Origin of the sequence: Streptomyces sp. NBC_00207, assembly GCF_045160965.1 — a bacterium.
In the GTDB taxonomy this organism is placed as follows: domain Bacteria; phylum Actinomycetota; class Actinomycetes; order Streptomycetales; family Streptomycetaceae; genus Streptomyces.
The window spans coordinates 6,038,761-6,064,200 of sequence record NZ_CP130715.1 but is presented as its reverse complement, the minus strand read 5'-3'; the positions used below and the strand labels follow the sequence as shown (position 1 = coordinate 6,064,200).

General features: G+C 73.6%; 20 protein-coding genes. 6 read left to right on the top strand and 14 right to left on the bottom strand.

Features of this window, described 5'->3' with window-relative positions; genetic code table 11:
• Positions 1–31: 31 nt before the first annotated feature.
• A complete protein-coding gene (locus OG472_RS28825; protein ID WP_405834953.1) occupies positions 32–3,553 on the bottom strand; it encodes an ATP-dependent helicase in 3,522 nt (1,173 codons plus the stop codon).
• Between the two features lie 174 nt (positions 3,554–3,727).
• Positions 3,728–4,087, bottom strand: coding sequence for an MGMT family protein (locus OG472_RS28820; protein WP_401606711.1), 360 nt, complete (start codon positions 4,085–4,087; stop codon positions 3,728–3,730).
• 167 nt (positions 4,088–4,254) lie between these two features.
• On the opposite strand from OG472_RS28820, the gene OG472_RS28815 reads away from it, so the two are divergent.
• Both OG472_RS28815 and OG472_RS28810 read left to right on the top strand, forming a co-directional pair.
• The gene (locus tag OG472_RS28815; protein ID WP_405942208.1) at positions 4,255–7,035 is read left to right on the top strand and encodes a lysylphosphatidylglycerol synthase domain-containing protein; all 2,781 of its coding nucleotides are present in this window, start codon (positions 4,255–4,257) and stop codon (positions 7,033–7,035) included.
• A gap of 254 nt (positions 7,036–7,289) precedes the next feature.
• Positions 7,290–8,885, top strand: a complete 1,596-nt coding sequence (locus OG472_RS28810) for an alpha/beta hydrolase (RefSeq protein WP_401606716.1) — start codon at positions 7,290–7,292, stop codon at positions 8,883–8,885.
• 63 nt (positions 8,886–8,948) lie between these two features.
• On the opposite strand, the gene moeZ is transcribed toward OG472_RS28810, so the two are convergent.
• The 12 genes from moeZ to OG472_RS28750 all read right to left on the bottom strand — a co-directional run bounded on the left by moeZ (position 8,949) and on the right by OG472_RS28750 (position 23,437).
• On the bottom strand, positions 8,949–10,127 hold the full coding sequence (gene moeZ, locus OG472_RS28805; protein ID WP_030709977.1) for an adenylyltransferase/sulfurtransferase MoeZ: 1,179 nt from the start codon (positions 10,125–10,127) through the stop codon (positions 8,949–8,951).
• 63 nt (positions 10,128–10,190) lie between these two features.
• Positions 10,191–10,946: a spherulation-specific family 4 protein gene (locus tag OG472_RS28800; RefSeq protein WP_401606718.1), complete on the bottom strand. Its 756-nt coding sequence runs from the start codon at positions 10,944–10,946 to the stop codon at positions 10,191–10,193.
• Positions 10,934–11,944 carry an NAD-dependent epimerase/dehydratase gene (locus tag OG472_RS28795; protein WP_327416196.1) on the bottom strand — a complete coding sequence of 337 codons (1,011 nt, stop codon included), beginning with the start codon at positions 11,942–11,944 and terminating at the stop codon, positions 10,934–10,936. The genes OG472_RS28800 and OG472_RS28795 overlap by 13 nt, the downstream gene beginning before the upstream one ends.
• Before the next feature lie 131 nt (positions 11,945–12,075).
• Positions 12,076–13,044 carry a hypothetical protein gene (locus OG472_RS28790; protein WP_405831890.1) on the bottom strand — a complete coding sequence of 323 codons (969 nt, stop codon included), beginning with the start codon at positions 13,042–13,044 and terminating at the stop codon, positions 12,076–12,078.
• A gap of 389 nt (positions 13,045–13,433) precedes the next feature.
• The gene (locus OG472_RS28785; protein WP_405831888.1) at positions 13,434–15,044 is read right to left on the bottom strand and encodes a DUF3492 domain-containing protein; all 1,611 of its coding nucleotides are present in this window, start codon (positions 15,042–15,044) and stop codon (positions 13,434–13,436) included.
• 177 nt (positions 15,045–15,221) lie between these two features.
• The gene (locus OG472_RS28780; RefSeq protein ID WP_405942207.1) at positions 15,222–17,042 is read right to left on the bottom strand and encodes a dipeptide ABC transporter ATP-binding protein; all 1,821 of its coding nucleotides are present in this window, start codon (positions 17,040–17,042) and stop codon (positions 15,222–15,224) included.
• Positions 17,039–18,031, bottom strand: a complete 993-nt coding sequence (locus tag OG472_RS28775; protein WP_405831884.1) for an ABC transporter permease — start codon at positions 18,029–18,031, stop codon at positions 17,039–17,041. Before OG472_RS28775 ends, OG472_RS28780 begins: the two co-directional genes overlap by 4 nt.
• Positions 18,028–19,011, bottom strand: a complete 984-nt coding sequence (locus OG472_RS28770; RefSeq protein WP_405831882.1) for an ABC transporter permease — start codon at positions 19,009–19,011, stop codon at positions 18,028–18,030. Before OG472_RS28770 ends, OG472_RS28775 begins: the two co-directional genes overlap by 4 nt.
• Positions 19,008–20,747 carry an ABC transporter substrate-binding protein gene (locus tag OG472_RS28765; protein WP_405831880.1) on the bottom strand — a complete coding sequence of 580 codons (1,740 nt, stop codon included), beginning with the start codon at positions 20,745–20,747 and terminating at the stop codon, positions 19,008–19,010. Before OG472_RS28765 ends, OG472_RS28770 begins: the two co-directional genes overlap by 4 nt.
• Before the next feature lie 170 nt (positions 20,748–20,917).
• Positions 20,918–21,013: an Ms4533A family Cys-rich leader peptide gene (locus tag OG472_RS28760; protein ID WP_319729120.1), complete on the bottom strand. Its 96-nt coding sequence runs from the start codon at positions 21,011–21,013 to the stop codon at positions 20,918–20,920.
• 70 nt (positions 21,014–21,083) lie between these two features.
• Positions 21,084–22,430: a DUF3152 domain-containing protein gene (locus tag OG472_RS28755; RefSeq protein WP_405831878.1), complete on the bottom strand. Its 1,347-nt coding sequence runs from the start codon at positions 22,428–22,430 to the stop codon at positions 21,084–21,086.
• A gap of 5 nt (positions 22,431–22,435) precedes the next feature.
• The gene (locus OG472_RS28750) at positions 22,436–23,437 is read right to left on the bottom strand and encodes an alpha/beta fold hydrolase (protein WP_401606732.1); all 1,002 of its coding nucleotides are present in this window, start codon (positions 23,435–23,437) and stop codon (positions 22,436–22,438) included.
• A 138-nt stretch (positions 23,438–23,575) separates the two neighbouring features.
• On the opposite strand from OG472_RS28750, the gene OG472_RS28745 reads away from it, so the two are divergent.
• The 4 genes from OG472_RS28745 to OG472_RS28730 all read left to right on the top strand — a co-directional run bounded on the left by OG472_RS28745 (position 23,576) and on the right by OG472_RS28730 (position 25,372).
• Positions 23,576–23,791: a hypothetical protein gene (locus OG472_RS28745; protein WP_319724817.1), complete on the top strand. Its 216-nt coding sequence runs from the start codon at positions 23,576–23,578 to the stop codon at positions 23,789–23,791.
• Between the two features lie 149 nt (positions 23,792–23,940).
• On the top strand, positions 23,941–24,594 hold the full coding sequence (locus OG472_RS28740; RefSeq protein ID WP_383562639.1) for a TetR family transcriptional regulator: 654 nt from the start codon (positions 23,941–23,943) through the stop codon (positions 24,592–24,594).
• A gap of 138 nt (positions 24,595–24,732) precedes the next feature.
• Positions 24,733–24,960 carry a DUF3107 domain-containing protein gene (locus tag OG472_RS28735; protein WP_365474907.1) on the top strand — a complete coding sequence of 76 codons (228 nt, stop codon included), beginning with the start codon at positions 24,733–24,735 and terminating at the stop codon, positions 24,958–24,960.
• Between the two features lie 109 nt (positions 24,961–25,069).
• Positions 25,070–25,372, top strand: a complete 303-nt coding sequence (locus OG472_RS28730; RefSeq protein ID WP_401606734.1) for a hypothetical protein — start codon at positions 25,070–25,072, stop codon at positions 25,370–25,372.
• Positions 25,373–25,440 lie beyond the last annotated feature (68 nt).

Genomic DNA, 25,440 nt, shown 5'->3' with positions numbered 1-25,440 from the left:
CCCGGCCCTCCGGGGCCGGCCGGGAGGCCGCTCACTCGACCGTCTGGCGGCCCTCGGGACGGGCGCTGCACGCGCTGCGGAAGGAGCAGTGGTCGCAGTGCTTGCCGGTGGCGGGCGCGAACCGCTCGTCCAGCACCCGGCCGGCGGCGGTCGCGAGCAGGTCGCCGACCCACTCCCCGTCGAGCGGCTGCTGGGCCTGGACCTTGGGGACCGTGTCGCCGCCGTCGCGCTGGGCCGCGCCCTGGCGGAGCTGGACGAGCTCGGCGCCGCCGGGCGCGGGGCGCAGCCCGTCGAAGACCTCGTCGACGGCGCCCTCGCGCACGGCGAGCTGGTAGACCGCGAGCTGGGGGTGGCGGGCCACCTCGTCCTTGGTGGGCGCGGACTTGCCGGTCTTGAAGTCGACGACGTACGCGCGCCCCTGCGGGTCCGATTCGACCCGGTCCATGGAACCCCGGATGCGGACGGCGACCTCGCCGGCTTCGAGTGTGACGTCGAACTCGTGCTCCGTGGCCACGGCCTCGCGGCCGCCGCGGTCGGTGGTGTGCCAGCGCAGGAAGCGCTCCAGGGCGGCGCGGGCGTTGTCCTTCTCCTGGCGGGACTTCCAGGGGGCGTCGAAGGCGAGGGCGTCCCACACCGAGTCGAGGCGTTCCATGAGGACGGCCAGGTCGGCGGGGGTGCGGCCGGAGGCGACCTCGTCGGCGAGGACGTGGACGACGTTGCCGAAGCCCTGGGCGGCGGTGGAAGCGGTGTCGGCCTTGACCTCGCGGCCGAGGAACCACTGCAGGGAGCAGGTGTTGGCGAGCTGCTCCAGGGCACTGCCGGACAGGGCGACGGGCCGGTCCCGGTCGCGGAGCGGGACGCTGCTGCGGGTGGGCTCGTACAGGCCCCACCAGCGCTGCGGGTGCGCGGCCGGGACCAGCGGGCGGTCCTCGTCGTCGGTGAGCGCGGCGAGGCGGGCCAGGCGCCGGGCGGCGGCGTCGCGCAGGGCGGGCGAGGCGTCCGGGTCGACGGTGGTCGCGCGCAGCTCGGCGACGAGTGCGGGGACGGCGAGGGGACGGCGGGGGCGGCCGGTGACGTCCTTCGGGGTGACCCCGAGCTCGGTCAGGAAGCGGGAGGGCTGGTCGCCGTCGTCGGCGGGGGCCTTGACGGCGGTGACGACGAGGCGGTCGCGGGCGCGGGTGGCGGCGACGTAGAAGAGCCGGCGTTCCTCGGCGAGGAGGGCGCCGGCGGTGAGGGGCTCGGCGAGGCCGTCGCGGCCGATGCGGTCGGCCTCCAGGAGGGAGCCGCGGCGGCGGAGGTCGGGCCACAGGCCCTCCTGGACACCGGCGACGACGACGAGGGACCACTCCAGGCCCTTGGAACGGTGGGCGGTCATCAGGCGGACGGCTTCGGAGCCGGTGGCGCGGGCCGTCAACGTGTCGGCGGCGATGTCCTCCGCCTCCAGTTGTTCGAGGAAGTTGAGCGCGCCGCGGCCGCCGGTGCGCTCCTCGGCGCGGGCGGCGGTGTCGAAGAGGGCGCAGACGGCGTCGAGATCGCGGTCGGCGTTGCGGCCGGCGGCGCCGCCGCGGCGGGCGCTGCGCTCCAGCCGCTGGGGCCAGGGGGTGCCGTCCCAGAGGATCCACAGGGCCTCTTCGGCGGTGCCGCCGCCCTGGAGCAGCTCGCGGGCCTTGCGCAGGAGCAGGCCGAGGCGCTGCGCTCCGCGGGCGTACGCGGGGTCGTGCGCGGTGAGCCGCTCCGGCTCGGCCAGGGCGCGCGCGAGCAGCACGTCGGAGGGCGCGGGCACCTTGACGCCGGCGGCGCGCTCCTCCTCCCGCAGCGCCCGGCCGAGCCGCCGCAGGTCGGCGGCGTCCATGCCGCCGAGGGGGGAGGTGAGCAAGGTGACGGCGGCCTCGACGGTGACGCCTCCGGCGGGGTCGGCGGTGTCGGGGCCCGGCCCCGGTCCCGCCTCGCCGGCCTCGGCCGCCCCGTCGGGCGCACCGGGCCCCGGCTCCCCGCCGTCCGCGGCGGCACCCGTGCCGGCCGCGCCGGGGGCTGCTGCCCCGCCCGCTCCGGCGGAGCCGGGGACGGCCGCGTCGGGGCTCGGGGCCGGTTCCCGCTCGGCTGCGGCGGCCTCGGCTGCGGCTGCGGCGGTCACGCCGGCCGGGGCCCCGGCGGTCGCGTCGGCTTCGGCGGTGGCGGCCGGCTCGGCCGGTGCTTCGGTGGTCAGGGTCGCCGTGGCCGTGAGGCGGAGGGCCGTCAGCAGGGGGGCTATGGCGGGTTCGTGGCGGAGGGGGGTGTCCGTGCCGTCCGTTTCGGCGGGGACCCCGGCCGAGATCAGGGCGCGGCGCATCGCCGGGAGGGTGCGGCCGCCGGCCCGGACCAGGACGGCCATGTCCTGCCAGGGGACGCCGTCCTCCAGGTGGGCCCGGCGCAGGATGTCGGCGATGTTGTCCAGCTCGGCGCCGGCCGTCGGGTACGTGAACACCTCCACCCGGCCGCCGTCGCGGGTGGCCTGGAGCCCGCGGTGGGCGCGTACCGCCGCGGCCGGCAGCCGCGGGACCGGCATCCGGGTGGTGAGGAGACGGGTCGCCGTCAGCAGGGCCGCGCCGGAGCGGCGGCCCACCGTCAGGGCCTTGACCTGCGCTCCCGGGAAGGCGGACTCGAAGTCCAGGATGTTGTTGATGTCCGCGCCGCGGAAGGCGTAGATCGACTGGTCGGGGTCGCCGAAGGCGACCAGCGTGCCGCCGCGCCCGGTCAGCGCCCGCAGCAGCCGCAGCTGCGAGGCGTCCGTGTCCTGGTACTCGTCCACGAAGATCGCGTCATAGGAGGAGGACAGGGCAGGGGTGCCTTCCGCCAGGAGGACCGCACGGTGCAGGAGTTCCGCGTAGTCCAGCGTGCCCTGCAGGTCCAGGACGTCCAGGTACTCGGAGAGGAAGGCCGCCGCCGCCTTCCAGTCCGGGCGGCCGATCCGGTCGGCGAACGAGGAGAGGGCCTGCGGGCCGAGGCCCAGTTCGCGGGCGCGGGCCAGCACCGCACGGACCTCGTCGGCGAACCCGCGCGTGGTCAGCGCCGCGCGCAGGTCGTCGGGCCAGCGGATGGACCGGATCCGGCGCTGGCCTTCCAGCAGGGTGCGGACCATCACGTCCTGCTCCGGGCCGGACAGCAGCCGCAGCGGGTCGGCGAAGAGGTCGGTGTCCTGGTGGGAGCGGACCAGGCCGTAGCAGAAGGAGTGGAAGGTGGTGGCCTGCGGAGCCCGCGCACCGCCCAGCCGCAGGGCGGCCCGGTCGCGCAGTTCCACCGCCGCCTTGCGGCTGAAGGTGAGGATGAGGATGCGGGCGGGGTCCGCCCCCGCCTCCACCCGGGCGGTGACGGCCTCGACCAGCGTGGTCGTCTTTCCGGTGCCCGGTCCGGCCAGCACCAGGAGTGGTCCGCCGGCGTGGTCAACCACCGCCCGTTGCGCTGCGTCCAGCACAGGGGGATCCACCCGTTCCGGCCCGGTGCGCACGAGGCGGTACGCGTCCGGGGTCCGCGTACGCCGCCGCTCGGTGCGGCGGCTTTCGGAGGAAGAGGTGATCACGTGGGGTGCCGGTCCTGGTGGGTCTGCGGGTGCTGCCGTGCCGGCTCGCGGAGAAGCCGAAGAGGCAACGCTACGGCAACCGGCCGACGCCGCGCAGTCCCCCCGGGTAGCCCGTACGGACGTTCGCACGGTCGCCCGATCGCCCGTCCAGGCCGCACATGGCCGAAGCTGTCAGGTGTGAGCCTCGTCGCGCGTGCCGTCCTGTCCGGGGTCTCCCGCGGCCCCGTCCCAGCGCGCCCGGCGCATGTCCAGCCGCGGCTCACCGCCCGCCGTCAGGCGCAGCGGAGTGGCCTCGGCCCGGTAGTGCTCAAGGGCGCGCAGCTCGTGGCCGGGCAGGGGTACGCCGTCCGCCCGCACCACGCGCCACCAGGGCACGGCTCCCCCGTACAGGGCCATGACACGCCCGACTTGGCGCGGGCCTCCCTCACCGAGCCATTCGGCGACGTCCCCGTATGTCATCACCCGGCCGGGCGGAATACGCTCTGCCACCTCAAGCACGTGCTCCGCATACGCGGGCAGCTCCTCACTCATTCAGCACATGGTGCAGTACGCCGGAGGCCGGTCGGCGGAAGTCGGGGTTCCGGACCGGCACGCACCCTGATGCCCCGCTGGCCCGTCGGTCCGTGCCACCATCTTCCGGGCGGTGACTGGTGATACGTGATCAAGAAGAGACGGATGTGACGACGAAGGAGCAGGGTGTGAGCCCTCCGGACGGCGCGGCGGCTGACGACGGCGCGCGCCCAGACGACGGCGCCGCCCCCCGCCCCGACCCCGTTCCGGCGACCCGCCCGGAGACCCCGCCGAAGGCTCTGTCGAAGGTCCCGCCGAAGGCCCCGCGCCCCGAGGGTGACACCAGCACCGACGGCGAGAGCGGCGACGCGGAGGGGCCGCACGGCCACGCCTCCACGGCCGCCGACCGCGTCGAGGTCGACGAACCGCTGCTCGCCGCCCGTGTGCACCGGCCGTCCGACCTCGTACGCCTCCTCGTCGGCATCCTCGGCATCGCCGTCCTGCTCGCCATCGCCGCCTTCGCCCACGGCACGACCGTCGGTCTCGAGGAGGACATCAGCAAGGGCACCGGCCAGGCGCCGGACCTGCTGATCAAGGTCGCGGCGCTGGTGTCCAGCATCGCGGTGCTGCTGCTGCCCGTCGCCTTCGCCATCGAGCGGCTGATCAAACGCGACGGGCTGCGCATCGCCGACGGAGTGCTCGCCGCCGTCCTCGCGCACGGCGTCACCCTCGCCACCGACCTGTGGGTCTCCCAGGCCGCCCCCGACACCATCCAGGACGCCCTGACCCGCCCCGCGGGCGGCGGGGCCCTCACCGACCCGGTGCACGGCTACCTCGCGCCCGTCATCGCGTACATGACCGCCGTCGGCATGACCCGCAGACCCCACTGGCGCGTGGCGCTGTGGGTGGTCCTGCTGCTCAACGCCCTCACCATGCTGGTCAACGGCTACACCACACCCTTCTCGATCATCCTCACCGTGCTGATCGGCTGGAGCGTCGCCTACGGCACCCTGTACGCCGTCGGCTCGCCCAACGTGCGCCCCACCGGGCAGAACCTCCTCGCCGGACTGCGCCGGGTCGGCTTCCAGCCCGTCAGCGCGATGCGCGCCGAGATGCCCGAGGGCCCCGAGGCGACCGAGGTGAGCGACCGGGGCAGGCGCTACCACGTCACCCTGGAGGACGGCCCGCCGCTCGACGTCACCGTCGTCGACCGCGAGCAGCAGGCCCAGGGCTTCTTCTACCGGGTCTGGCGCCGCCTCACCCTGCGCGGCATCACCACGGGACGCAGCCTGCAGTCGCTGCGCCAGGCGCTGGAGCAGGAGGCGCTCCTCGCGTACGCGGCCATCGCGGCCGGCGCCAACGCGCAGAAGCTGATCGCCACCTCCGAGCTCGGTCCGGACGCGGTGATGCTCGTGTACGAGCACCTGGGCGGCCGGACCCTGGACTCCGTCCCCGACGAGGAGATCACCGACGAGCTCAGCCGCAACGCTTGGGAGCAGGTACGGGCCCTCCAGTCGCGGCGGATCGCACACCGGCGGCTGACCGGGGACGCCCTGGTGGTGGATCGTTCCGGCAATGTCATCCTCACCGACCTGCGGGGCGGCGAGATCGCCGCGGGCGATCTGGTGCTCCGGATGGACATCGCGCAGCTGCTCACCACGCTCGGCCTGCGGGTCGGCGCGGAACGGTCGGTGGCCTCGGCGGTGTCGGTGCTCGGCCCGGACGCGGTGGCGGACTGCCTGCCGCTGCTGCAGCCGATCGCGCTGAGCCGTTCCACCCGGGCGACGCTGCGCAAGCTGGCCCGGGAGCGGGCGGAGCGGCAGCGGGAGGCCGTACTGGAGTCCTCGCGGGCGGCGAAGGCGGCGCGCGAGGCGGAGTCCGCGACCTCCGTGCCCGCCTCGGCGGCGGCCGACCGCAAGGCCGAGAAGAGGGCCCTGGACGACGCACTGGACGGGGCCCGCGAGGAGGACCTGCTGAGCCAGATCCGCCAGCAGGTGCTGCTGATCCGCCCGCAGGCTCCGGTGGAGCCGGCCCGGCTGGAGCGGATCCGGCCGCGCACGCTGGTGTCGTTCATCGCGGGCGCGTTCGGTGCGTACTTCCTGCTCACGCAGCTCGCCCACGTGGACTTCGCGACGATCATCGCCGAAGCGCAGTGGGGCTGGGTCGGGGCGGCGCTGGCCTTCTCGGCGCTGACGTACTTCGCGGCCGCGATGAGCCTGCTGGGCTTCGTGCCGGAGCGGGTGTCGTTCCTGCGGACCGTGGTCGCGCAGGTGGCCGGTTCGTTCGTGAAGCTGGTGGCTCCGGCGGCGGTCGGCGGTGTCGCGCTGAACACCCGCTTCCTGCAGCGGGCGGGGGTCCGGCCGGGGCTGGCGGTCGCGAGCGTGGGAGCCTCCCAGCTCTTCGGGCTGGCCAGCCACATCCTGCTGCTGCTGTCCTTCGGCTACCTGACCGGAACCGAGAAGACCCCCGAGATGACCCCTTCCCGGGCGGTCATCGCGGGGCTCCTGACGGTCGCCGTGCTCGTGCTGGTGGTGACGGCGGTCCCGTTCATGCGGAAGTTCGTCGTGACGCGGGTGCGGGCGCTGTTCGCGGGCGTGGTGCCGCGCATGCTGGACGTGCTCCAGCGGCCGAAGAAGCTGATGACCGGCATCGGCGGGATGCTGCTGCTGACCGGCTGCTTCGTGATGTGCCTGGACGCGTCGATCCGCGCGTTCGGGGGCGGCGAGGCCATCAGCTACGCGAGCATCGCGGTGGTCTTCCTGGCGGGCAACGCGCTGGGTTCGGCGGCTCCGACGCCGGGCGGCATGGGCGCGGTCGAGACCACGCTGACGCTGGGGCTGATCGCGGCCGGGCTGGAGAAGGAGGTCGCGATCTCGGCGGTGCTGTTGTTCCGGCTGATGACGTTCTGGCTGCCGGTGCTGCCGGGGTGGATCTCGTTCAACTTCCTGACCCGCAAGGAAGCCATCTAGCCTCCGGCTCGGTCTGCGGTTCGAAGACCGGGGCTCCGCCCCGGACCCTACGGCGCTCCGCGCCCGCGCCTCACACGTCGGCGGGGCTTCAAGAGCGGGGCTCCGCCCCGGACCCCGCTCCTCAAACGCCGGAGGGGCTGAAAGATCGCCTCAAACGCCGGCGGGGCTGGATGTGCGCGGCGCAGCCGGAGCGGTGGGGACCCGTTTGGGTCAGCGCGGGGGCGGGGGTGGCGGAGGGCGCACAGGATGGAGGCATGCCGAGAAACGCCTGGCGGGTCACCGCCGCCGCCGCACTCGCCGCCACACTGCTCTCCACGGCCGCGTGCTCCGACGACGGCGGGGGGAAGCAGCCGAAGGCCGACGGCACGCAGCCGGCCAAGCCCCTCAAGTGGGGTGACTGCGAAGCCCCCACCCCCGCGCAGGGCAGCGGTCCGGTCCCGCCCAAGGACTGGCAGTGCGCCACTCTCGACGTCCCCCTCGACTACGCCGACCCGGGCGGCGAGACGATCCCGATCGCCCTGATCCGCGCCAAGGCCCGCGACCAGAAGAATCGTCTCGGCTCCCTGGTCTTCAACTTCGGCGGCCCCGGCGGCTCCGGCGTCGCGACCCTCCCCGGCGCCGCCAAGGAGTACGAGGCCCTGCGCGCCCGGTACGACCTGGTCAGCTTCGACCCCCGCGGGGTGGGCGCGAGCGCTCCCGTCCACTGCGAGGACGACAAGCAGCTGGACGTGTACTACGCGCAGGACTCCTCCCCGGATTCCCCGCAGGAGGAGAAGACCTACGTCGACAACATCAAGAAGTACCAGCAGGCCTGCAAGGACAAGTCCGGCAAGCTCCTCCCCCGCGTCGGCACCCCGGACGCCGCCCGCGACCTGGACCGCATCCGCCAGGCCCTCGGCGACGAGAAGCTGAACTACTTCGGCGTCTCCTACGGCACCGAGCTCGGCGGGGTCTACGCCCACCTCTTCCCCAAGAACGTCGGCCGGGCCGTCTTCGACGCCGTCGTGGACCCGACCAAGAACTCCGAGGAAGGGGCGATGGGCCAGGCCAAGGGCTTCCAGCTCGCCCTCGACAACTTCGCCCAGGACTGCGTGGACCGCGGCGACGAGTGCCGGCTCCAGGGCAGCACGCCCAAGGAGATCGAGGCCAACATCATCAAGCTCCAGAAGGAGCTGGCCGCGAAGCCCATCCCGGGCATCGGGGACCGGCAGCTCACCGAGAGCGCCGCCACCAACGGCATCGCGCAGGCCCTGTACTCCAAGGAGCTGTGGCCGCTGCTGGAGCAGGGCCTCGACGAGGCGGAGGGCGGGCAGGGGCAGCTGCTGATGGCCCTGTCCGATGCACTCAACGGCCGTGACCAGCAAGGGCGTTACAGCAACATCGGCGCCGCGAACACCGCCATCAACTGTGTGGACTCCAAGGACCGTTACAGCCTGGAGGAGACCAAGGCCAAGCTGGCGGAGTTCCGTTCGGCCTCGCCCGTCTTCGGGGACTTCCTCGGCTGGGCCATGATGACGTGCACCGGCTGGCCGGTGCCCGGCACCTGGGAGACCCCGGACGTCTCCGCCCCCGGCTCCGCCCCGATCCTGGTCATCGGCAACACCGGCGACCCGGCCACCCCGTACGAGGGCGCCCGCAAGATGGTGGAGCGGCTCGGCCCCGGCGTGGGCGTGGAGCTCACGTACAAGGGCGAGGGGCACGGCGCGTACAACAGCGGCGACCCCTGCGTGCAGGAGGCCGTCAACACGTACCTGCTGGACGGGAAGACGCCGAAGACGGGCACCGTCTGCACCGCGAGCCCGGACGCCACGGGGACGCCCGTCGCGCCGGAGGATCCGGCGGGCGCCTGAGCCGGAGAACGCCGGAGGGGCCGTACCGGGCGACGCGCGCGGTACGGCCCCTCCGGGTGACTGCTAGTAGACCGGCTTCTCGGGCTCGATCTGGTGGACCCAGCCGATGACGCCGCCGCCGACGTGCACCGCGTCCGCGAAGCCCGCGGACTTCAGGACCGCGAGGACTTCCGCACTACGGACACCCGTCTTGCAGTGCAAGACGATGCGCTTGTCCTGCGGCAGGTCCTGGAGGGCCGTGCCCATCAGGAACTCGCCCTTGGGGATCAGCTTCGCGCCGGGGATCGAGACGATCTCGTACTCGTTGATCTCGCGGACGTCGATGATCTCGATGGGCTCGTCGTTGTCGATCCACTCCTTGAGCTGCTTGGGAGTGATCGTCGAACCGAGCGCGGCCTCCTGGGCCTCCTCCGACACGACGCCGCAGAAGGCCTCGTAGTCGATGAGCTCGGTGACGGTCGCGTTCGGACCGCAGACCGCGCAGTCGGGGTCCTTGCGGACCTTGACCTGGCGGTACTGCATCTCCAGGGCGTCGTAGATCATCAGACGGCCGACCAGCGGCTCGCCGACGCCGGTGAGGACCTTGATGGCCTCGGTGACCTGGATGGACCCGATGGACGCGCAGAGCACGCCCAGCACGCCGCCCTCGGCGCAGCTCGGGACCATGCCCGGCGGGGGCGGCTCCGGGTAGAGGCAGCGGTAGCACGGGCCGTGCTCGGACCAGAAGACCGAGGCCTGGCCGTCGAAGCGGTAGATCGAGCCCCACACGTACGGCTTGTTCAGCAGCACGCAGGCGTCGTTGACGAGGTAGCGCGTGGCGAAGTTGTCCGTGCCGTCGACGATGAGGTCGTACTGGCTGAAGATCTCCATCACGTTCTCGGCTTCGAGCCGCTCTTCGTGCAGGACCACGTTCACGTACGGGTTGATGCCCAGCACGCTGTCGCGGGCCGACTCGGCCTTGGAACGGCCGATGTCCGCCTGGCTGTGGATGATCTGGCGCTGCAGGTTCGATTCGTCGACCTCGTCGAACTCCACGATGCCCAGCGTGCCGACGCCGGCCGCGGCCAGGTACATGAGGGCGGGCGAGCCGAGGCCGCCCGCGCCCACGGCCAGCACCTTGGCGTTCTTCAGGCGCTTCTGGCCGTCCATCCCGACGTCCGGGATGATCAGGTGGCGGGAGTACCGACGGACCTCGTCAACGGTGAGCTCAGCAGCTGGCTCGACCAGGGGTGGCAGCGACACGGGGACTCCGTAGATGGTTACGTCTTAACGGTGGTTCTCTCCGTAACACTGCCACGCCCGTCTTCATTCCAAGACACCTGTCCCAATTCGTGAGACGATTTCGTCCCAGTACCCGGGCATCGAAGCCCACGGGTCACGGTCGCCGACGGCCCGCCGGTCCGTGAACCAGATCGTGCCCGCGCCCTGCCAGCGGGCGATCCGCATCGCCTCCTCCAGGTGCGTGCGCGGCACCCCGTGGACCAGGTGGCAGAACCGCTCCGCCGGATGGTCCGCTGTCCACTCCGCCACCTGCGACCACCGGTAGTCGGCCCAGGCCCCGGAGAAGGTGACCAGCTGGTCGGCGGCCTCCGCATAGCCCTCGTACGGGTGCGTGCCGTGCCCGAGCACGATCCGCAGGTCCGCCCCGAGCCCCCGCAGGGAATCGACGACCCGGGACACCGAGGGCAGATCCGCCTTGTCGGCCGGGGCCTCGGCCAGGTAGAAACCGCCGACCCCGTACCAGTCGCGGAAGCGGTGGGCGTCGGAGATCAGCTCCCCGAAGGACCGCGATCCGTCTCGCATCGCGAGATGACCGAGGACCGTGCCGCCCGCGCCGCGCAGCTTCGCCGCCGCGTCCGTGCAGTGCGGGTCGGGCCGCCCGCCGGGACCGTCCGTGACGTTGAGGACGGCCCAGTGCAGCGGGGTGCCGGGGCGGGTCAGCTCGGCCCACTCGACCGGCGCGAGCAGCGGGTGCGCGTAGCCGGGGATGCCGAGGCCGAGGCGGCCGGCCTCGGTCGCGGCGGCGGTCATCGCCCCTGGCGGCGTGGTCAGATGCGGCACGCCGCCTCCATCCAGATGTCCGCGAGGGATTCCTCCAGATTGATCCGGGGCCGCCAGCCGAGCCGGTCTCGGGCGGTACGGACGTCCGCCTGCTGCCAGGCCCCGCAGCCGTCGGGGTACGGGTACGGCTGGGGGGCAGCGGCCGAGAGCTGCTCCGCGGTGGCCTCGGAGCGGGGGGATCCGATGGAGGCGAGCCCGGCCGGGCGGCCGGGATGCGGGTGCCCCTGCGGGGATCCGCCGTGCGGGACGTCCAGCTCGTGCAGGGCGCCTCCGTACCCGGCGACCCGGGCCAGGACGGCGGCCGCGTCCCGCAGCCGGACCGCCCGGCCGGTGCCGATGTTGACGACGCCCTGGGCGGCGGACAGGGAGGCGGCGTGCACGGCCCGCGCCACGTCCCGTACGTCGACGAAGTCGCGCTGCACGCCGAGCCCGCTGAGCTTCAGCTCGCCGTCGCCCGACTGCATCGCGCGGCGCATGGCCTCGGCGAGCCGGCCGAGGGGGGATCCGGCGGGGGTGCCGGGGCCGACGGGCGAGAAGATCCGCAGGACGACGGCGTCCAGCCCGGAGCCGAGCACGAGCTCGGTGGCGGCCAGTTTGCTGACGCCGTACGGCCCGCCGGGTCTCGGCACGGCGTCCTCGGCCGTCGAGGACCCGGGCTGGCTGGGCCCGTACTCGGCGGCGCAGCCGAGCTGGACGAGGCGCGCCCCGCAGCCGCTGCGGCGCAGCGACTCGCAGATCGTGGCGACGGCGACGGTGTTGTGCCGGGTGAGCTCCCGGGCCCCGCCCCGGGTGGCGCCGGCACAGTTGATGACGACGCCGGGGTGGACGGCGTCCAGGAAGCGGGTGAGCGCGCCGGGGCTGCCGGTGGCGAGGTCGAAGCGGACGTCGGCGTCGTCGCCGCGGCCGAGCGCGGTGAGCTGGACGGCGGGGTCGGCGAGCAGCCGGTCGGCGACGTAGCGGCCGAGGTATCCGTTGGCTCCGATCAGCAGCACCCTCATCGCGTGACCCCTTGGTTGGTTGGCTGGCCGGTCATGTCTGTTTCTCCTTGCGGACGGGTGGATGGATGGGGCGGGGTACGGGTAAAGCGCCTCGGCGTCGGCTCCGGAGGTCGGTGGTCGTCCCCGCGCCGTCAGAGCCGCGCATGCGCGGATGCACGGGACAGGGCGAGGACGGCGTGTACGAGGAGTCCGGCCGCGGCGGCGAGTGCCGCCGGCGGGACCGGGATCAGGGCGAGGGCGAGTGCGGCTCCGACGGGACCGCGGTGGGCGCCGTGCCGGAGCAGGAGCCGGGTCAGGAACAGCAGCAGGGCGAGCGGCACCGCCACCCGCAGTGGGGTGCCGGCGAGCGCGGCCGCCCCCGCGGCGGCCGCGGTGAACACGGCGACGGCCGCGACGAGCAGGGGCCGGGCCCGGTCCGCGAAGTCCTCCAGGGCGCGGCTCCCGCCGAGCCGGGCCCGGCCCCCCGCGGCGAACGCGGCGGCGAGCAGGTGCCCGGGGGCGACGGCCAGCGCGAGGGCGACGGCGAGGGCGGCGCCGTGCCGGTGCGCGGCCCAGGCCACGAGGGCCGCGGCCAGCAGGTGCGCGGCGTAGGGGAACCGGCCCCCGGCGGTCCGCCCCGGCCACACCAGGGCGGCGACGGTGACGGCCACGGCGACGGGCCCGGCCCATGCCTGCCCGGCGGCGGCCGCGCCGAACGCGAGGGCCCCGGGCAGGAGTGCGTAGCCGTAGCCCCGGTAGGCGCGGGCCCCGGCGGAAGCCCCTGCGGGGGCCCGGCCGGGCCGGGCGCCGGGGTGCTCCCCGCGCGGGCTCCGGGCGTACAGCTCCTCGGCGAGCGAGAAGACGTCGCGGTGGCGGAAGCGGGCGGCGGTGCGGTCGGTGATGCCGTGGGCTTCCAGCCCGGCGGCGATCTCCAGCGGGTCCACGGCCCGCTCGCACAACTCCCGGTGCCGGTGCAGCAAGGCCTTGACGGGATCCCCACCGCCCCGCCGCCGCACGGGCTTCGCAGCCACCTCCGCTGCGCGCAGCCCTCCCGCGCCTCCAGCCCCGCCGGGCGCGAACTCAGCCTCGCCGGGGGCCAACTCGGCCTCATCGGCATTCATGGCGCGGGAGCCCGCACTTTCAGCGTCGCCGGGGGCAAATCCAGCCTCGCCGGCGTTTGAGGCGCGGGGGTCCGGGGGCAGCGCCCCTGGCAGCGGCGCCGCGCCGGACCGTGCACCAGGGGACCCCATCACACCTGCAGCTCCGCTGCCGGGGCTCTGCCCCGGACCCCGCGCCTCAATCGCCGGCGGGGCTGGATTTGCCCCCGGCGGGGCTGCGAGGAGCCAGGCCTCTGGTTCCGTGGGCGGGGCTGGAATTGCCGAGGCTCCGAGGGGCCAGGCTTCAGGTGCCGCCGGCGGGGCTGGAGTTGCCGGGGCTGCGAGGGGCCAGGGCTCGGGTGGCGTTGGCGGAGCCGGGTTGGCCGGGGCTGCGGTCTGGGGGTCGACGGTGGTCATACGGCGGCCTCCGGGGTCGAGTCCGGCAGGGGCTCGGCCCACGTGGGGCTGGTCCAGTGGCCCGGTACCCGCGCTTCCGGGGGCCGGGCGAAGGGGACCTCCCCGGCCGGCCGGGCGGAGCCCTTGGCCAGCAGCCGCAGGTAGATCTCCTGGAAGGCCGCCACGTTCTGCTCGACGGTGAAGAGCTCCAGGGCCCGCGCCCGGGCGGCCGCGCCCAGCCGCTGCGCCCGCTCGGGGTCGCGCAGCAGCGACAGGCAGGCGTCGGCGAGCGCCCGGGGATTGCGCGGCGGGACGACGAGCCCGGTGCCGCCGATGACTTCGAACACCGCGCCCACGTCGGTGGAGACGGTGGCCCGGCCGCAGAACATCGCCTCGGCCAGGGTGACCGGGAAGCCCTCGATGACGGAGGACAGCACGACGACGCGCCCGGCGCCGTACGCCTCGGCCGAGGAGGGCGCGTCGGGTCCGCCGATCTCCTCGAAGGTGACGGGGTTCTCCCCGGCTGTGACCGCGTCGGCGGCTTCGTCGGGGAAGAGCTGGGCGGCCAGGGAGCGGCAGTCGGCGAGGTAGCCGGGAGCCGCGGCCGTGGCGAAGATCCGCAGCCGGGTGTGGGGCTCGGCCCTGCGGACCTCGGCGAAGGCGTGCAGCAGGGCGATGAGGTCCTTGGCGGGCTCTATCCGGCCGACCCACACGAGCGTGTCGGGATCCCCGCAGTCCACGGCCTCGCCGACGGTGGCGAATCGGTCCGCCTCCATCCCGGGGTAGACGGTGCGCAGCCGTTCCCGGGTGGCTCCGCACTTCTCCTGCCAGCGCCGGGCGTGGGCGTTCCCGGGGGTGAGGAAGTCGGCCCGGGCGTAGATCTCGACGGCCAGCCGCAGGTGGAAGGCCCCGAGCAGGGCCCGTACGGCGGGGCGGTCGGCCGGCTCGCGCCGTGCGTCGAGCTGGGCGAGGTAGTGGGCCCGGAGCTGGACCCCGTACTCGGTCACCAGCAGCGGGACTCCGCAGAAGCGTTTGGCCAGCAGCCCCGGGAGGGCCGCCAGCCCGCCCGCCGCCGCGTGGCAGATGTCGGCTGCGCCGAGACCGCCGGGATCCTCGTACCAGTCGAGGGACAACGGCCGCAGCATCCGCTCCAGTTCGTCCACGAACTCCAGCAGGTCGGTCACCTGCGCCGCCCGTACGGTGCCGCTGGCGCCCGGCGCCCGGCAGGCGGACTCCAGCGCGCGCACCGCGGACTCGGAGCGCAGTGCCGCGTACAGCCCGCCCTGTTCGCGGGCGAGTTCGGCGAGTCCGTACAGCCCGGAGGCGAAGGGGTCGGGCGCACCGGCGCAGATCCCGTGGACCAGCTCCCGGAAGCACTCGCCGAACCGTCGGCGCTCGCGCCGGGAGTAGCTCCGTCCGTCGTCGGCGGGGGCCCACAGGGGGGCCGTCCGGACGCGGGTGACGTGCTCGGGCAGCGGGACCCGTGCGCGTTCCTGCTCGGCGCTGCGGCTCAGGGCGTAGAGCTCGAACTCGTGCTGCGGGAGCCCGCGCACGAGCCGGTCGCACCACAGCCTCGCCTCTCCCGTCGCATACGGATAACCACCTTCCGTGACCAGTCCGATCCGCACGAGTGGCACCCCCGATCTCCCGTTCAGGCGGTCGCCGTCGGTCAGGCGACCCGCCGCGGGAGAACTCAAGCGGATATGCCGAAGGCGCGACGGACGGTTGTCCGTCGCGCCACCGGAAGGGGTGAAGAGTCGTAACTTTCCCGTACGGCTCGCGTTCGAGCACGCTAGAAGTACGGCCTAGGCGAAGGCCTCCTGCCGGGAGCTGCGGCGCTCGGCGGCCAATACGGGATCCAGTGCCGGGACGGCGGCCAGCAGCCGGCGGGTGTAGTCGTGGGCCGGGCGGTCGTAGACCTCGTCCACCGGTCCCTCCTCCACGACCTCGCCGGCCCGCATGACGGCCACCCGGTCGCTGACCTGCCGGACCACCGCCAGGTCGTGCGCGATGAAGACCAGGGCGATGCCGAGCTCCCGCTGGAGTTCCGCCAGCAGCGCGGTGACCTGCGCCTGCGTGGTCACGTCGAGGGCCGAGACCGGCTCGTCGCAGACGATCAGCCGGGGGCGGGGCGCCAGGGCGCGGGCGATGCCGACCCGCTGGCGCTGGCCGCCGCTGAACTCGTGCGGGTAGCGGTCGTAGTGCCCGGGCTCCAGGCCGACGCGCAGCAGCAGTTCGCCGACCCGCGCCCGCACGGCCGCCTCGTCCCGTTCGCCGGCCGCGCGCAGCGGGTCGGCGATGGATTCGCCGACGGAGCGGCGCGGGTTGAGGGAGGACACCGGGTCCTGGAAGACCATCTGCACGCCGTCCGCGATCCCGCCGGCCTCCACGCCGTCCCGGCGGATCTGCCCGGAAGTGGGCTCCAACAGCCCGACGAGCATCCGCCCGAGCGTGCTCTTGCCGCTGCCGCTCTCCCCCACGATCCCCAGCGTCTCCCCGGCCCGCACGGCGAGCGACACCCCGCCGACGGCCACGACCCGCCGCTTCCCCCGCCCGAACTCCCGCCGCAACCCGAACACTTCGACGACGGGCTCCCCAGCGCCCTTCGGCCCCGCCAAATCCAGCCCCGCCGGCGTTTGAGGCGCGGGGTCCGGGGCGGAGCCCCGATCATTGAGCCCCGCCGGCGTTTGAGGCGCGGGGTCCGGGGCGGAGCCCCGATCATTGAGCCCCGCCGGCGTTTGAGGCGCGGGGTCCGGGGCGGAGCCCCGATCATTGAGCCCCGCCGGCGTTTGAGGCGCGGGTCCGGGCAGAGCCCGGGGGGCCCGCGGCCCGTCCAGCCTCGGCACCGCCGCCAGCAAGGCCTTGGTGTAGGGGTCGGCGGGCGCGGAGAGCACCGCCCCCACCTCCCCCCGCTCCACGGCGTGACCACCCCGCATGACCAGCAGCTCCTCCACGCTCTCCGCCGCCACCCCCACGTCGTGGGTGACCAGCAGCAGCCCGAGCCCCCGCTCCTCCCGCAGCCCGTGCAGCAGGTCCAGGATCTGCGCCTGGACGGTGACGTCCAGCGCGGTGGTCGGCTCGTCGGCGATCAGCAGCCGCGGCTCGCAGGCCAGCGCCATCGCGATGAGGACCCGCTGCCGCATGCCGCCGCTGAACTCGTGCGGCCGCGCCCGGGAGCGGCGTACCGCGTCCGGGATGCCGACCCTGTGCAGCACCTCGACGGCCCGCGCGCGGGCGGCCCGCCGGGAGACGTCCGCGTGGACCCGGTACACCTCGGCGATCTGGTCGCCGACGGCGTAGTACGGGTCGAGGGAGCTCAGCGGGTCCTGGAAGACCATGGCGGCGGTCCCGCCGCGCAGCCGGCGCAGTTCGGCCGCCGGGGCCGCGGCCACGTCGGTGCCGCCCACCCGGACGGTCCCGGCCAGTCGTGCGCCCGTTCCGCGGTGCAGTCCGAGCAGGGCCGCGGCCACGGTGGACTTGCCGCTGCCGGATTCGCCCACGATGCCCAGGGCGCGTCCGGCGTCCAGGGTGAAGGAGAGCCCGTCCACGGCCCGTACGTACTTCCCCGCACCGCCGACCGCGAAGTCGACCACGAGGCCGTCGACCTCCACCAGTGGTTGCGTCATGCGAGGGTCACCCTTCGGTCCGCGGCGGCGTACAACAGGTCGGCGATCGCGCCCGCGAGGACCACGGCCGTGCCGATGGCCAGGACGACGCCCACCACGACGGGCAGGTCCACGACCCGCACCCCGTCGATGAGGGTCTTGCCGAGGCCGGGGATCCCGAACAGCGACTCGGTCAGCACGGCGCCGCCGATCATCGTGCCGAAGTCCACGGCGCTGAGCGCGATCACGGGGGCCACGGCGCCGCGCACCGCGTGCCGGGTGACGACGGCCCGCTCCCCCACCCCGTAGGCGCGGAAGGTGCGGATGTGGTCCTCGGCGAGCGTCTCCAGGGTCGAACTGCGCGTCAGGCGCGCGTACTTGGCGCTCTCGAAGAGGCCGAGCGTCACCCACGGCAGGAGCAGGTTCCACGCCCACTGCTCGGGGTCCTCGGTCAGCGGCACGTACGTCGGGAAGGGCAGCCACTGCAGGTAGGCGCAGACGCTCATGAGCAGCAGCAGCCCCAGGATGAAGACGGGGGTGCCGGTCCCGGCGAGCGTGAGGACGGTCAGCACCCGTTCGGTGATGCCGCCGCGGCGCAGCGCGGACAGCAGCCCGGTGCCGACGCCGACCACCAGCCAGATCACGAGTGCGCCCAGCGCGAGCGAGAGGGTGGCGGGCAGCCGCTCCAGGATCAGCTCGGTGACCTGCTGGTCGTTCTGGTACGAGAATCCCAGACAGGGCGCGTCGCAGTGCAGGACGAGGCCGGCGCCGCCGGAGTAGTCCCGGCCCGCCAGCAGCCCCTGGAGGAAGTGCAGGTACTGGGCGACCGCCGACTCGTTCAGCCCGAGCTGTTCGCGCACCTGGGCGATCTGCGCCTGGTTGCAGCGCTCCCCGCAGGCGAGCCGGGCGGGGTCGCCGGGGGCGAGGTAGAAGAGGGCGTAGACGAGGACGGACAGCGTGAGCAGCACGAGCAGTGCGCCGCCGGTCCGTTTGAGCACGAAGAGGGTCACTGCTTGCGCTCCTTTCCGGTGCCGACCCGCAGGCGGGAGTCTTCGCGCGGGTCGAGGGCCGTGCGGACGGCGTCGCCGAGCACGGTGAAGGCGAGCACGGTGACGAAGAGGAGCCCGGCGGGGAGCAGGACGTAGGCGGGGTCGGCGCGGAACCAGGTCTGGGCGCTGGACAGCATCTGTCCCCAGGAGGGGGTGGGCGGTTTCACGCCGACCCCGAGGAAGGACAGCGAGGCCTCGGCCACCATGGCGGTGGGGACCTTGATCGCGGCGAGGGTGATGACGGGGGCGGCCAGCGAGGGCAGCAGTTCCCGGCGGGCGATCCGCAGCGTGCTGTTGCCGGAGAGCCGGGCGGCGTCCACGAAGTCCAGGTCGCGCAGGGCGAGGGTCTGGGCGCGCACCATCCGGGCGACGCCGCCCCAGTCGAGCAGTCCGATGATCAGGATCAGCAGCAGCGGCCGCGGGAAGTCGGGCGGGACGACGGCGGTGAGCGCGATGCCGAGCACCAGCATGGGCAGGGCGATCATCACGTCGGTGAACCGGCCGATGAGCTGTCCCGCGAAACGGTTGCCGAGGGCGGCGGCGAGTCCGGCGGCCACTCCGACGGCGGTCTGTACGGCGGTGGCGCCGAGGGCGACGAGCAGGGAGATCCGGGCGCCGTGGACGAGCCGGGTGAACAGGTCGCGGCCGGTGCCCGGTTCGACGCCGAGCCAGTGGTCGGCGGAGATCCCGCCGAAGGAGCCGTACGGGACGCCGCCGCGCGCGGAGTCGACGAGGTCGTCGTGGTACGCGTTCGGGTCCTGGCCGGTGAGCTGGGCGAGCAGGGGCGCGGCGAGGGCGAGCAGGACGAGCAGGGCGAGGACGCCGGCGGCCGCGAGGGCCGCGGGGCGGCGGCGCAGGCGCCGCCCGACCTGGCGCGCGGTGCCCGCGCCCGGGGTGAGGATCCCGGGCGCGGGCACCGACGGTTCGGCGGTGACGGTCACTTGACGGAGACCTGCGAGATGTCGAGGACGCCCGTCCAGTCGCTGATCACGACGTTCTTGACGTCCTTGCCGACGAGCCGCTTGTAGACCGGGTGGAAGAGCGGCACGTCGAGGGCCTGCTCGCCGATCTTCTTGTCGAGGGCGCCCCAGCGCTTGCCGGCGGCCGCGAGGTCGGTGAGCTTGGCGATCTCGTCGATCTCGGCGTTCACGGCCGGGTCGTTCAGCTGCGCGTGGTTGTAGTTGGAGCCGTTGGCCACGATCTGCCGGCCGTCGAAGATCGGGGCGAGGAAGGGGCCGCCGGACGGCCAGTCGGCGCCCCAGCGGGAGAGGAAGAAGCCGGGGGTGTTCTTGGCGTCCCAGCGCTTCTCGTTGAAGGCGTTGTTCTCCAGGCCCTCCAGCTTGACCGTGATCCCGGCGGCGGCGAGCGCCTGCTGGACGGCGGTGGCGACCTCGGGGCTGGTCTGGCGGTTCTGCGCGGTGGAGTGGGTCAGGGTGACGGTGACGCCGTCGGGGAAGCCGGCCTCCTTGAGCAGCTCCCTGGCCCTGGCCGGGTCGCCGGTCTTGCCCGCCGGGAAGTGGTCGTAGGGGGTGAAGCCGAAGGCCTCGCGCTCGGGCAGGAAGGTGGTGGCGGGCTCGGCGAGCGCGGAGCCGCCCGCGGCGTTGACCACGCTGGTGCGGTTGATGGCGTAGGAGACGGCCTGGCGCACCTTCGGGTTGTCGAAGGGGGCCACCTTCGGGTTGAAGGCCAGGTAGTTGACGTAGCCGAAGTGGCCGGTGCCGATGCGTCCCTCGAGCTCCTTGTTGCTGCCGATCTGGGCGAGCTCGGCGGGCCCGAGGTTGGTGTCGGTGGTGATGGCCGCCGCGTCGGGGCCGGAGCTGGTGGACAGGCGCTGGTTGATGACGGCGGAGTCCAGCCCGGAGCGGACGTCGATCCTGTCCGGGTAGGCCTTGCGCTCCTCGTCGGTCTTCTCGTCCCAGTGCTCGTTGCGCTCCAGGGTGAGGTGCTCGCCGTCGTTGTCGTTCTTGACGACCTTGTACGGGCCGGAGGAGACGGGGTGCTCCTCGTACTTGACCCCGGTGTCCTTGGCCTTGGGGACGGGCGCGAACTGCGTCTGGGTGGCGACGAAGGGGAACTCGCCCTCGGGCTTGCGCAGTTTGAAGACGATCGTCTTCGCGTCGGGTACGACGATCGAGTCGAGGCCCTTGCCGCCGTCCTTGTAGGGGCCCTCGTACGTCTCGCCGCCGACCAGCCAGTCGCGCAGGTACGGGGCGCCGCCCGACAGCTCGCCGGCGAAGGACCGCTCGATGCCGTACTTGATGTCGGCGGTGGTGATCGGGGTGCCGTCCTCGTACTTCAGTCCGTCCTTGAGCGTGTACGTCCACTCCGTGGCGTCGGCGTTGGGCCTGCCGGTGTCGGTGGCCAGGTCGGGCACGACCTTGGTGCCGGCCGCCCCGGCTTCGCGGTTGCGGGTGGTCAGCGTGCGGAAGACCAGCGAGGGAACGTTTCCGCCGCCCGAGGTGTAGAGCCGGGCCGGGTCGAAGTCGCTCTGCGGCTCGGAGTTGAGGACGGTCAGGGTGCCGCCCTTCTGCGGCGCACCCCCGGCTGCGCCCGGCTTGTCGCCCGAACCGGCCTTGTCCGCGCCGTCCTTGGGCCCGCAGGCGGCGGCGCCCCCGGCCAGTACGAGGCTGACGGCGACCGCGGCCACGCGGCGCGATATGTGGGACTGACGCAACATCGGAGAAGGACCTCTCGGCGTGAAGGAAGAAAGGGAGGAAAAGGCCACGCCAGGGGCAGCGGTCGGCGCCGGAAAAGGGGTCGCCGATAACGAAAGAGCCGCGCCTGCGGGCATGCGTACACCCGGGCGCGGCGAATTGCGGAAAAGGGTCGCGGCGCTTCAGGCAGGCGTCAGCGACAGAAGATGTCGGCCACGCTGTGCGCGGTCACACCAAGCAGCGCCAGCTCAATGGCGGCGCTCGCGGTCATGGTGTGGTGCTGCGACATGCGGAGAACCATCGCCGATGATCGGACGGATTGTCAACGCGGGTTCCCGCCGCGGCGGCAGTCCGGGATATCAACTACCGGGGAACACCCAGGGGTTGGCCTTGCACTCGATTCCGCCGATGTCGAGGGACTTCGTCTGCTGCTGCATGATCGGCGCGAGCGCGCCCGGGGTCTGGCAGTTCACGTGCCCGTGCCCGAGCCGGTGGCCGACCTCGTGGTTGATGAGCATCTGGCGGTAGGCGAACATCTGGTCCGGGCCGTAGGTCGCGGAGCCCTGCGCCCAGCGGAACGCGTTGATCATGACCCGGTCGGTCGACGCGGAGTCGCAGGAGACGTTCTCGACGGTGGTGTCGAGGTCGGATTTGGCGCACCAGACCCCGGTGGTCCCGGGGCTGGCCAGTGTGATCACGAAATCGGCCTCGCCGCCCGGCACCCGTTCGAAGGTCATCGCGCCCCCGTGGGCCCAGCTGCGCGGGTCGTTGAGGGTGCGCTGGACGGCCTCGGCGAAGAGCTGCGGGTCCAGCCCCAGGCCCTGCTCGACGTCGACGCGGTAGCGCACGAGTTTGCCCTTGCCGGGGGCCTTGGCCACGCCGGGCACGGTGTCGAACTTCCCGGGCCCGGCGAGCTTCGCGTCCATCGGCAGCTGCTGGGCCATCTGCTGCTCGTACGTCAGCTCCGGCGCGGGCGCGGCGGAGGGCGCCGCGGGCGCGGCCGCGGGGGCCTCCGGGGTGGGGCGGCCGTCCGAGCGGGAGGCGGCCGTGTCGGACCGGCCCTCGTCGGGGGCGGCCGCCGCGCCGGTCTTGGCCGCGTCGCCGTCCGGGAGCACCTGGCCCGCGACGACGACGGCGAGGACGGTGGTGACGGCCGCGGCCGCCATGCCGGTGTACGTACGGACCTTGTGGCCGCGGCCGGAGCCGGGCGGCTCCGCGACGGGATCGACCGGTTTTCGCGGCCCGGGCACGCGGCGGTGCGACCCGGTGGAGGTGAAGGGGTCGGGCACGGGGGCCGGGGCCGGGGCACGGGTCGGGGCCGGGGCCGGCGGTTCCAGGACCACCTGCGGGAAGCCCACCGCGGGGGTGCCGAAGGCCGGGGTGTCGGAGTCCAGGAGGGCCGCGCCGGGGGTGGCGCGGCGGGGGCGCGGTACCCCGTGCCAGTCCCCGTACACGGAGTCGGGGCGGGCCCCCCAGGCTCCGCCGGGCTCGTACTGCTGGGGGTGGCCGCCGGCCCGCGCACCGGCGAACGGCGCGTCCTGGGAGACGTACCCCTGGTGGGTCACGGTGGGCTCGGGCCAGTACGCGGCGGCCGGTTCCTCGTGCGGCCACGGCGCCGGCTCCGCCCGGGGCGGGAGCGGGGCAGGGGCCTCGGCAGGAGCCGGGGCCGGGGCTGTGCCCGGGGCCTTGCGACTATGTCGTCCCACGGTCGTCAGCCTCTGCCGTCTTCGGTATCTCGGTCGGTTCCGCCCTCGCCCGTGCCGGTGTCGCGCAGCAGCTCCCGGAAGGCGGCGGCGACCACCTCGGGGTACTCCATCATCGCCACGTGCCCGGCCTCGGGCAGGGTCAGCAGCCGCGAACCCCGGAAGGCGGCGGCGGCCTTGTGCGCCATACGGTACGAGACCAGTTGGTCCCGGCCACCGTAGACCAGCAGGGACGGCGCGAGAACCCGCTGCGCCTGGCGCCACAGCCCGTGCTGGCCGCCGAGGGTGTAGGCGTCGACGATGCCGCGCGAGGAACGGGTCATCGCGTCCCAGAAGTACGGCAGGGCCATCCGCCGCTCCATTTCCTCCACGGCGTTGCGGAACCCCTCGGGCGTCACCCGGGAGGGGTCTCCGTAACAGAGCTCCGTCACTCCACGGGTGCGCTGCTCGGCGCTGAGTCCGCGCGTCAGCCGGCTGAAGAGCCCCGCCACCCCCGGTACGGCGAGCAGCGCGGTCGGCACGGCCGACTTCTGCACGCGCAGTTCGGGCAGGGCGGGCGAGATCAGCGTGAGGGTGCGCACGAGGTCGGGCCGGACGGCCGCGACCCGGGTGGAGACGGCGCCGCCGAGGGAGTTCCCGAACAGGTGGACCGGGCCGCGCCCGGCGGCGTCGAGGTGACGGATGACGGCGCGGGCGAACGCGGTGACGGAGTAGTTCCGGTCGGCGGGCGGCGGGGACCAGCCGAAGCCGGGCAGGTCCACGGCCTCGCCGTCGACGGTGTCGGCCAGCTGGGCCATGAGGTCCGACCAGTTCTGCGAGGAACCGCCCAGTCCGTGCACGAACAGCGCGGGCGGCAGGCCCGTGCGCAGGGGCGGGCGCACCCGCACGGCCAGTTCCAGCCCGGGCAGCGCGGCGGTGCGCAGCTGCTCTCCCTCGGCCACCCGGACGGCTCCCACCAGGGAGGACGGCTCGGCGGTGGACCGTACGCCCGGCAGCTCGGTCGAAGACATGCGGGCAATGTTACGAGACGATCACGTTCCACTTCCTGTGTTCGCGGTCACAGACACAACAGGATCCCGATCCGCATAGCGGCTCATCCTCGATCCTCCTAGGCTCATAGGTGAGAGCAAGGAAGCGAGGGGAGCGGCATGACTGTCGACCCTGCGGAGCCGGACACCTTCCGGGAGCCGTTCCCGGAAACCCTCGATCCTGAGGCGCCCGAGGCGGATGTGGCGGAGCAGCTGGCCGGTCTCCGGCCGGACGAGGACGACCCGATCACCGGTGCGGATGTGGGCGAGGCCGCGGACGGCGATGCCGCCGAGCAGGCGCGGGTGGTGCCGCTGGACGAGGACGACTACCGCTGACCGGCCTCCGACCGACCGCTGACCAGCGCCTCCGGGCCGTCCGTACCGCGAGAAAACTCGGCTTGAACCCTCCAGATTCGGTTACCGAAAAGTACGATGGCGGGCGCGGCGCAGAGCGCACTGTGTTCTTAGAGAAAGTGGGAGGCGGCGTGACAGCCATCGAGCAGACCGAGGCAGCGCGTCCGCGGGGCACGCGACTGCCGCGCCGAGCCCGGCGCAACCAGCTCCTGGGCGCGGCCCAGGAGGTTTTCGTCGCGCAGGGCTACCACGCTGCGGCGATGGACGACATCGCCGAGCGTGCCGGAGTGAGCAAGCCGGTGCTGTACCAGCACTTCCCCGGCAAGCTCGACCTGTACCTGGCGCTACTGGACCAGCACTGCGAGGCCCTGCTGCTCGCCGTGCGCACCGCGCTCGCGTCGACGACGGACAACAAGCTGCGCGTGGCCGCGACGATGGACGCGTACTTCGCGTACGTGGAGGAGGAGGGCGGCGCCTTCCGCCTGGTCTTCGAGTCCGACCTGACGAACGAGCCGGCGGTGCGCGAGCGCGTCGACCGCGTCTCGCTGCAGTGCGCCGAGGCCATCTGCGAGGTCATCGCCGAGGACACGGGCCTGTCCCGGGACGAGTCGATGCTGCTGGCCGTGGGCCTGGGCGGGGTCTCGCAGGTCGTGGCCCGCTACTGGCTCTCCAGCGAGAGCCCGGTCGCCCGTGACACGGCGGTCGGTCTGCTGACCTCGCTCGCCTGGCGCGGCATCGCCGGCTTCCCGCTGCACGGCGCCGAGCCGAGCCCCGACCAGGCCTGACCGGCCCGCGGCCCGTCGCGGGCCGCTGTTCGCTGCCAGCGTGTCCGCTCTGCGCGGTCCGCATCCCCTCTCCGGGCTAATGTGGACCGCGTACGGCGCGGCTGATCGCGCGAACCGGATCGTCGGAGGGACATAGCCGTGGAGGTCAAGATCGGCGTGCAGCACGCACCCCGGGAGATCGTGCTGGAGAGCGACCTGAGCGCCGAGGAGCTGGAGAGCATCGTCACCGCGGCGCTGTCCGGCAACGTGCCGCTGCTGAGCCTCACCGACAACAAGGGCCGCAAGGTCCTGGTGCCGTCCGACCGCCTGTCGTACGTCGACCTGGGTGAGCCGAGCGTGCGCAAGGTCGGCTTCGGCGCGCTCTGAGAACTGTCGCAAACGGCCCGGTGGTTGATTCCACCGGGCCGTTTCCCTTTCTTCCGCTTCGGGTAGGACGGCAGTGACACGGTTTGCCCTGACGTATGGGAGAGACCTCATGCTGCTGATGGAAGTGCTCGGCTCCGCTCTGCTGGGCCTCGCCCTGTCCGCAACAGCCGCCCGAGTGCTCGCACGCCGACTGCCGTCCCCGCGAGTGGTGCTGGTCAGCGGGGTGTTGGGCGCACTGTTCGGGGCGTATCTCACCCACTTCGCGCTGGGCCCCGGGCACAACACCCTGACCGCGACCTTCGTCGGCGGGGTGCTCGTGTCCGCGGTGGTGCTGTCCCTGCTGCTCCGTCCGGCCGCCGGGCCCCGCAGGCCCGCACACAGGACTCCGTTTTCACTCCCGTCACGGGGGTGACCCCTGAGGACCCGCCACCCGGGGACCCGCCGCCGGGGATCCCCTGACAGACGTACGCCGGCCCCGGC

Excerpts from the sequence above, each read along its gene's own strand:
- OG472_RS28780 (WP_405942207.1), bottom strand. The coding sequence starts at position 17,042 with ATGACGCAACCACTGGTGGAGGTCGACGGCCTCGTGGTCGACTTCGCG.
- OG472_RS28810 (WP_401606716.1), top strand. The coding sequence starts at position 7,290 with ATGCCGAGAAACGCCTGGCGGGTCACCGCCGCCGCCGCACTCGCCGCC.
- OG472_RS28745 (WP_319724817.1), top strand. The coding sequence starts at position 23,576 with ATGACTGTCGACCCTGCGGAGCCGGACACCTTCCGGGAGCCGTTCCCG.
- OG472_RS28765 (WP_405831880.1), bottom strand. The coding sequence starts at position 20,747 with ATGTTGCGTCAGTCCCACATATCGCGCCGCGTGGCCGCGGTCGCCGTC.
- OG472_RS28790 (WP_405831890.1), bottom strand. The coding sequence starts at position 13,044 with ATGAATGCCGATGAGGCCGAGTTGGCCCCCGGCGAGGCTGAGTTCGCG.
- OG472_RS28820 (WP_401606711.1), bottom strand. The coding sequence starts at position 4,087 with ATGAGTGAGGAGCTGCCCGCGTATGCGGAGCACGTGCTTGAGGTGGCA.
- OG472_RS28750 (WP_401606732.1), bottom strand. The coding sequence starts at position 23,437 with ATGTCTTCGACCGAGCTGCCGGGCGTACGGTCCACCGCCGAGCCGTCC.
- OG472_RS28730 (WP_401606734.1), top strand. The coding sequence starts at position 25,070 with ATGCTGCTGATGGAAGTGCTCGGCTCCGCTCTGCTGGGCCTCGCCCTG.
- OG472_RS28795 (WP_327416196.1), bottom strand. The coding sequence starts at position 11,944 with ATGAGGGTGCTGCTGATCGGAGCCAACGGATACCTCGGCCGCTACGTC.
- OG472_RS28760 (WP_319729120.1), bottom strand. The coding sequence starts at position 21,013 with ATGTCGCAGCACCACACCATGACCGCGAGCGCCGCCATTGAGCTGGCG.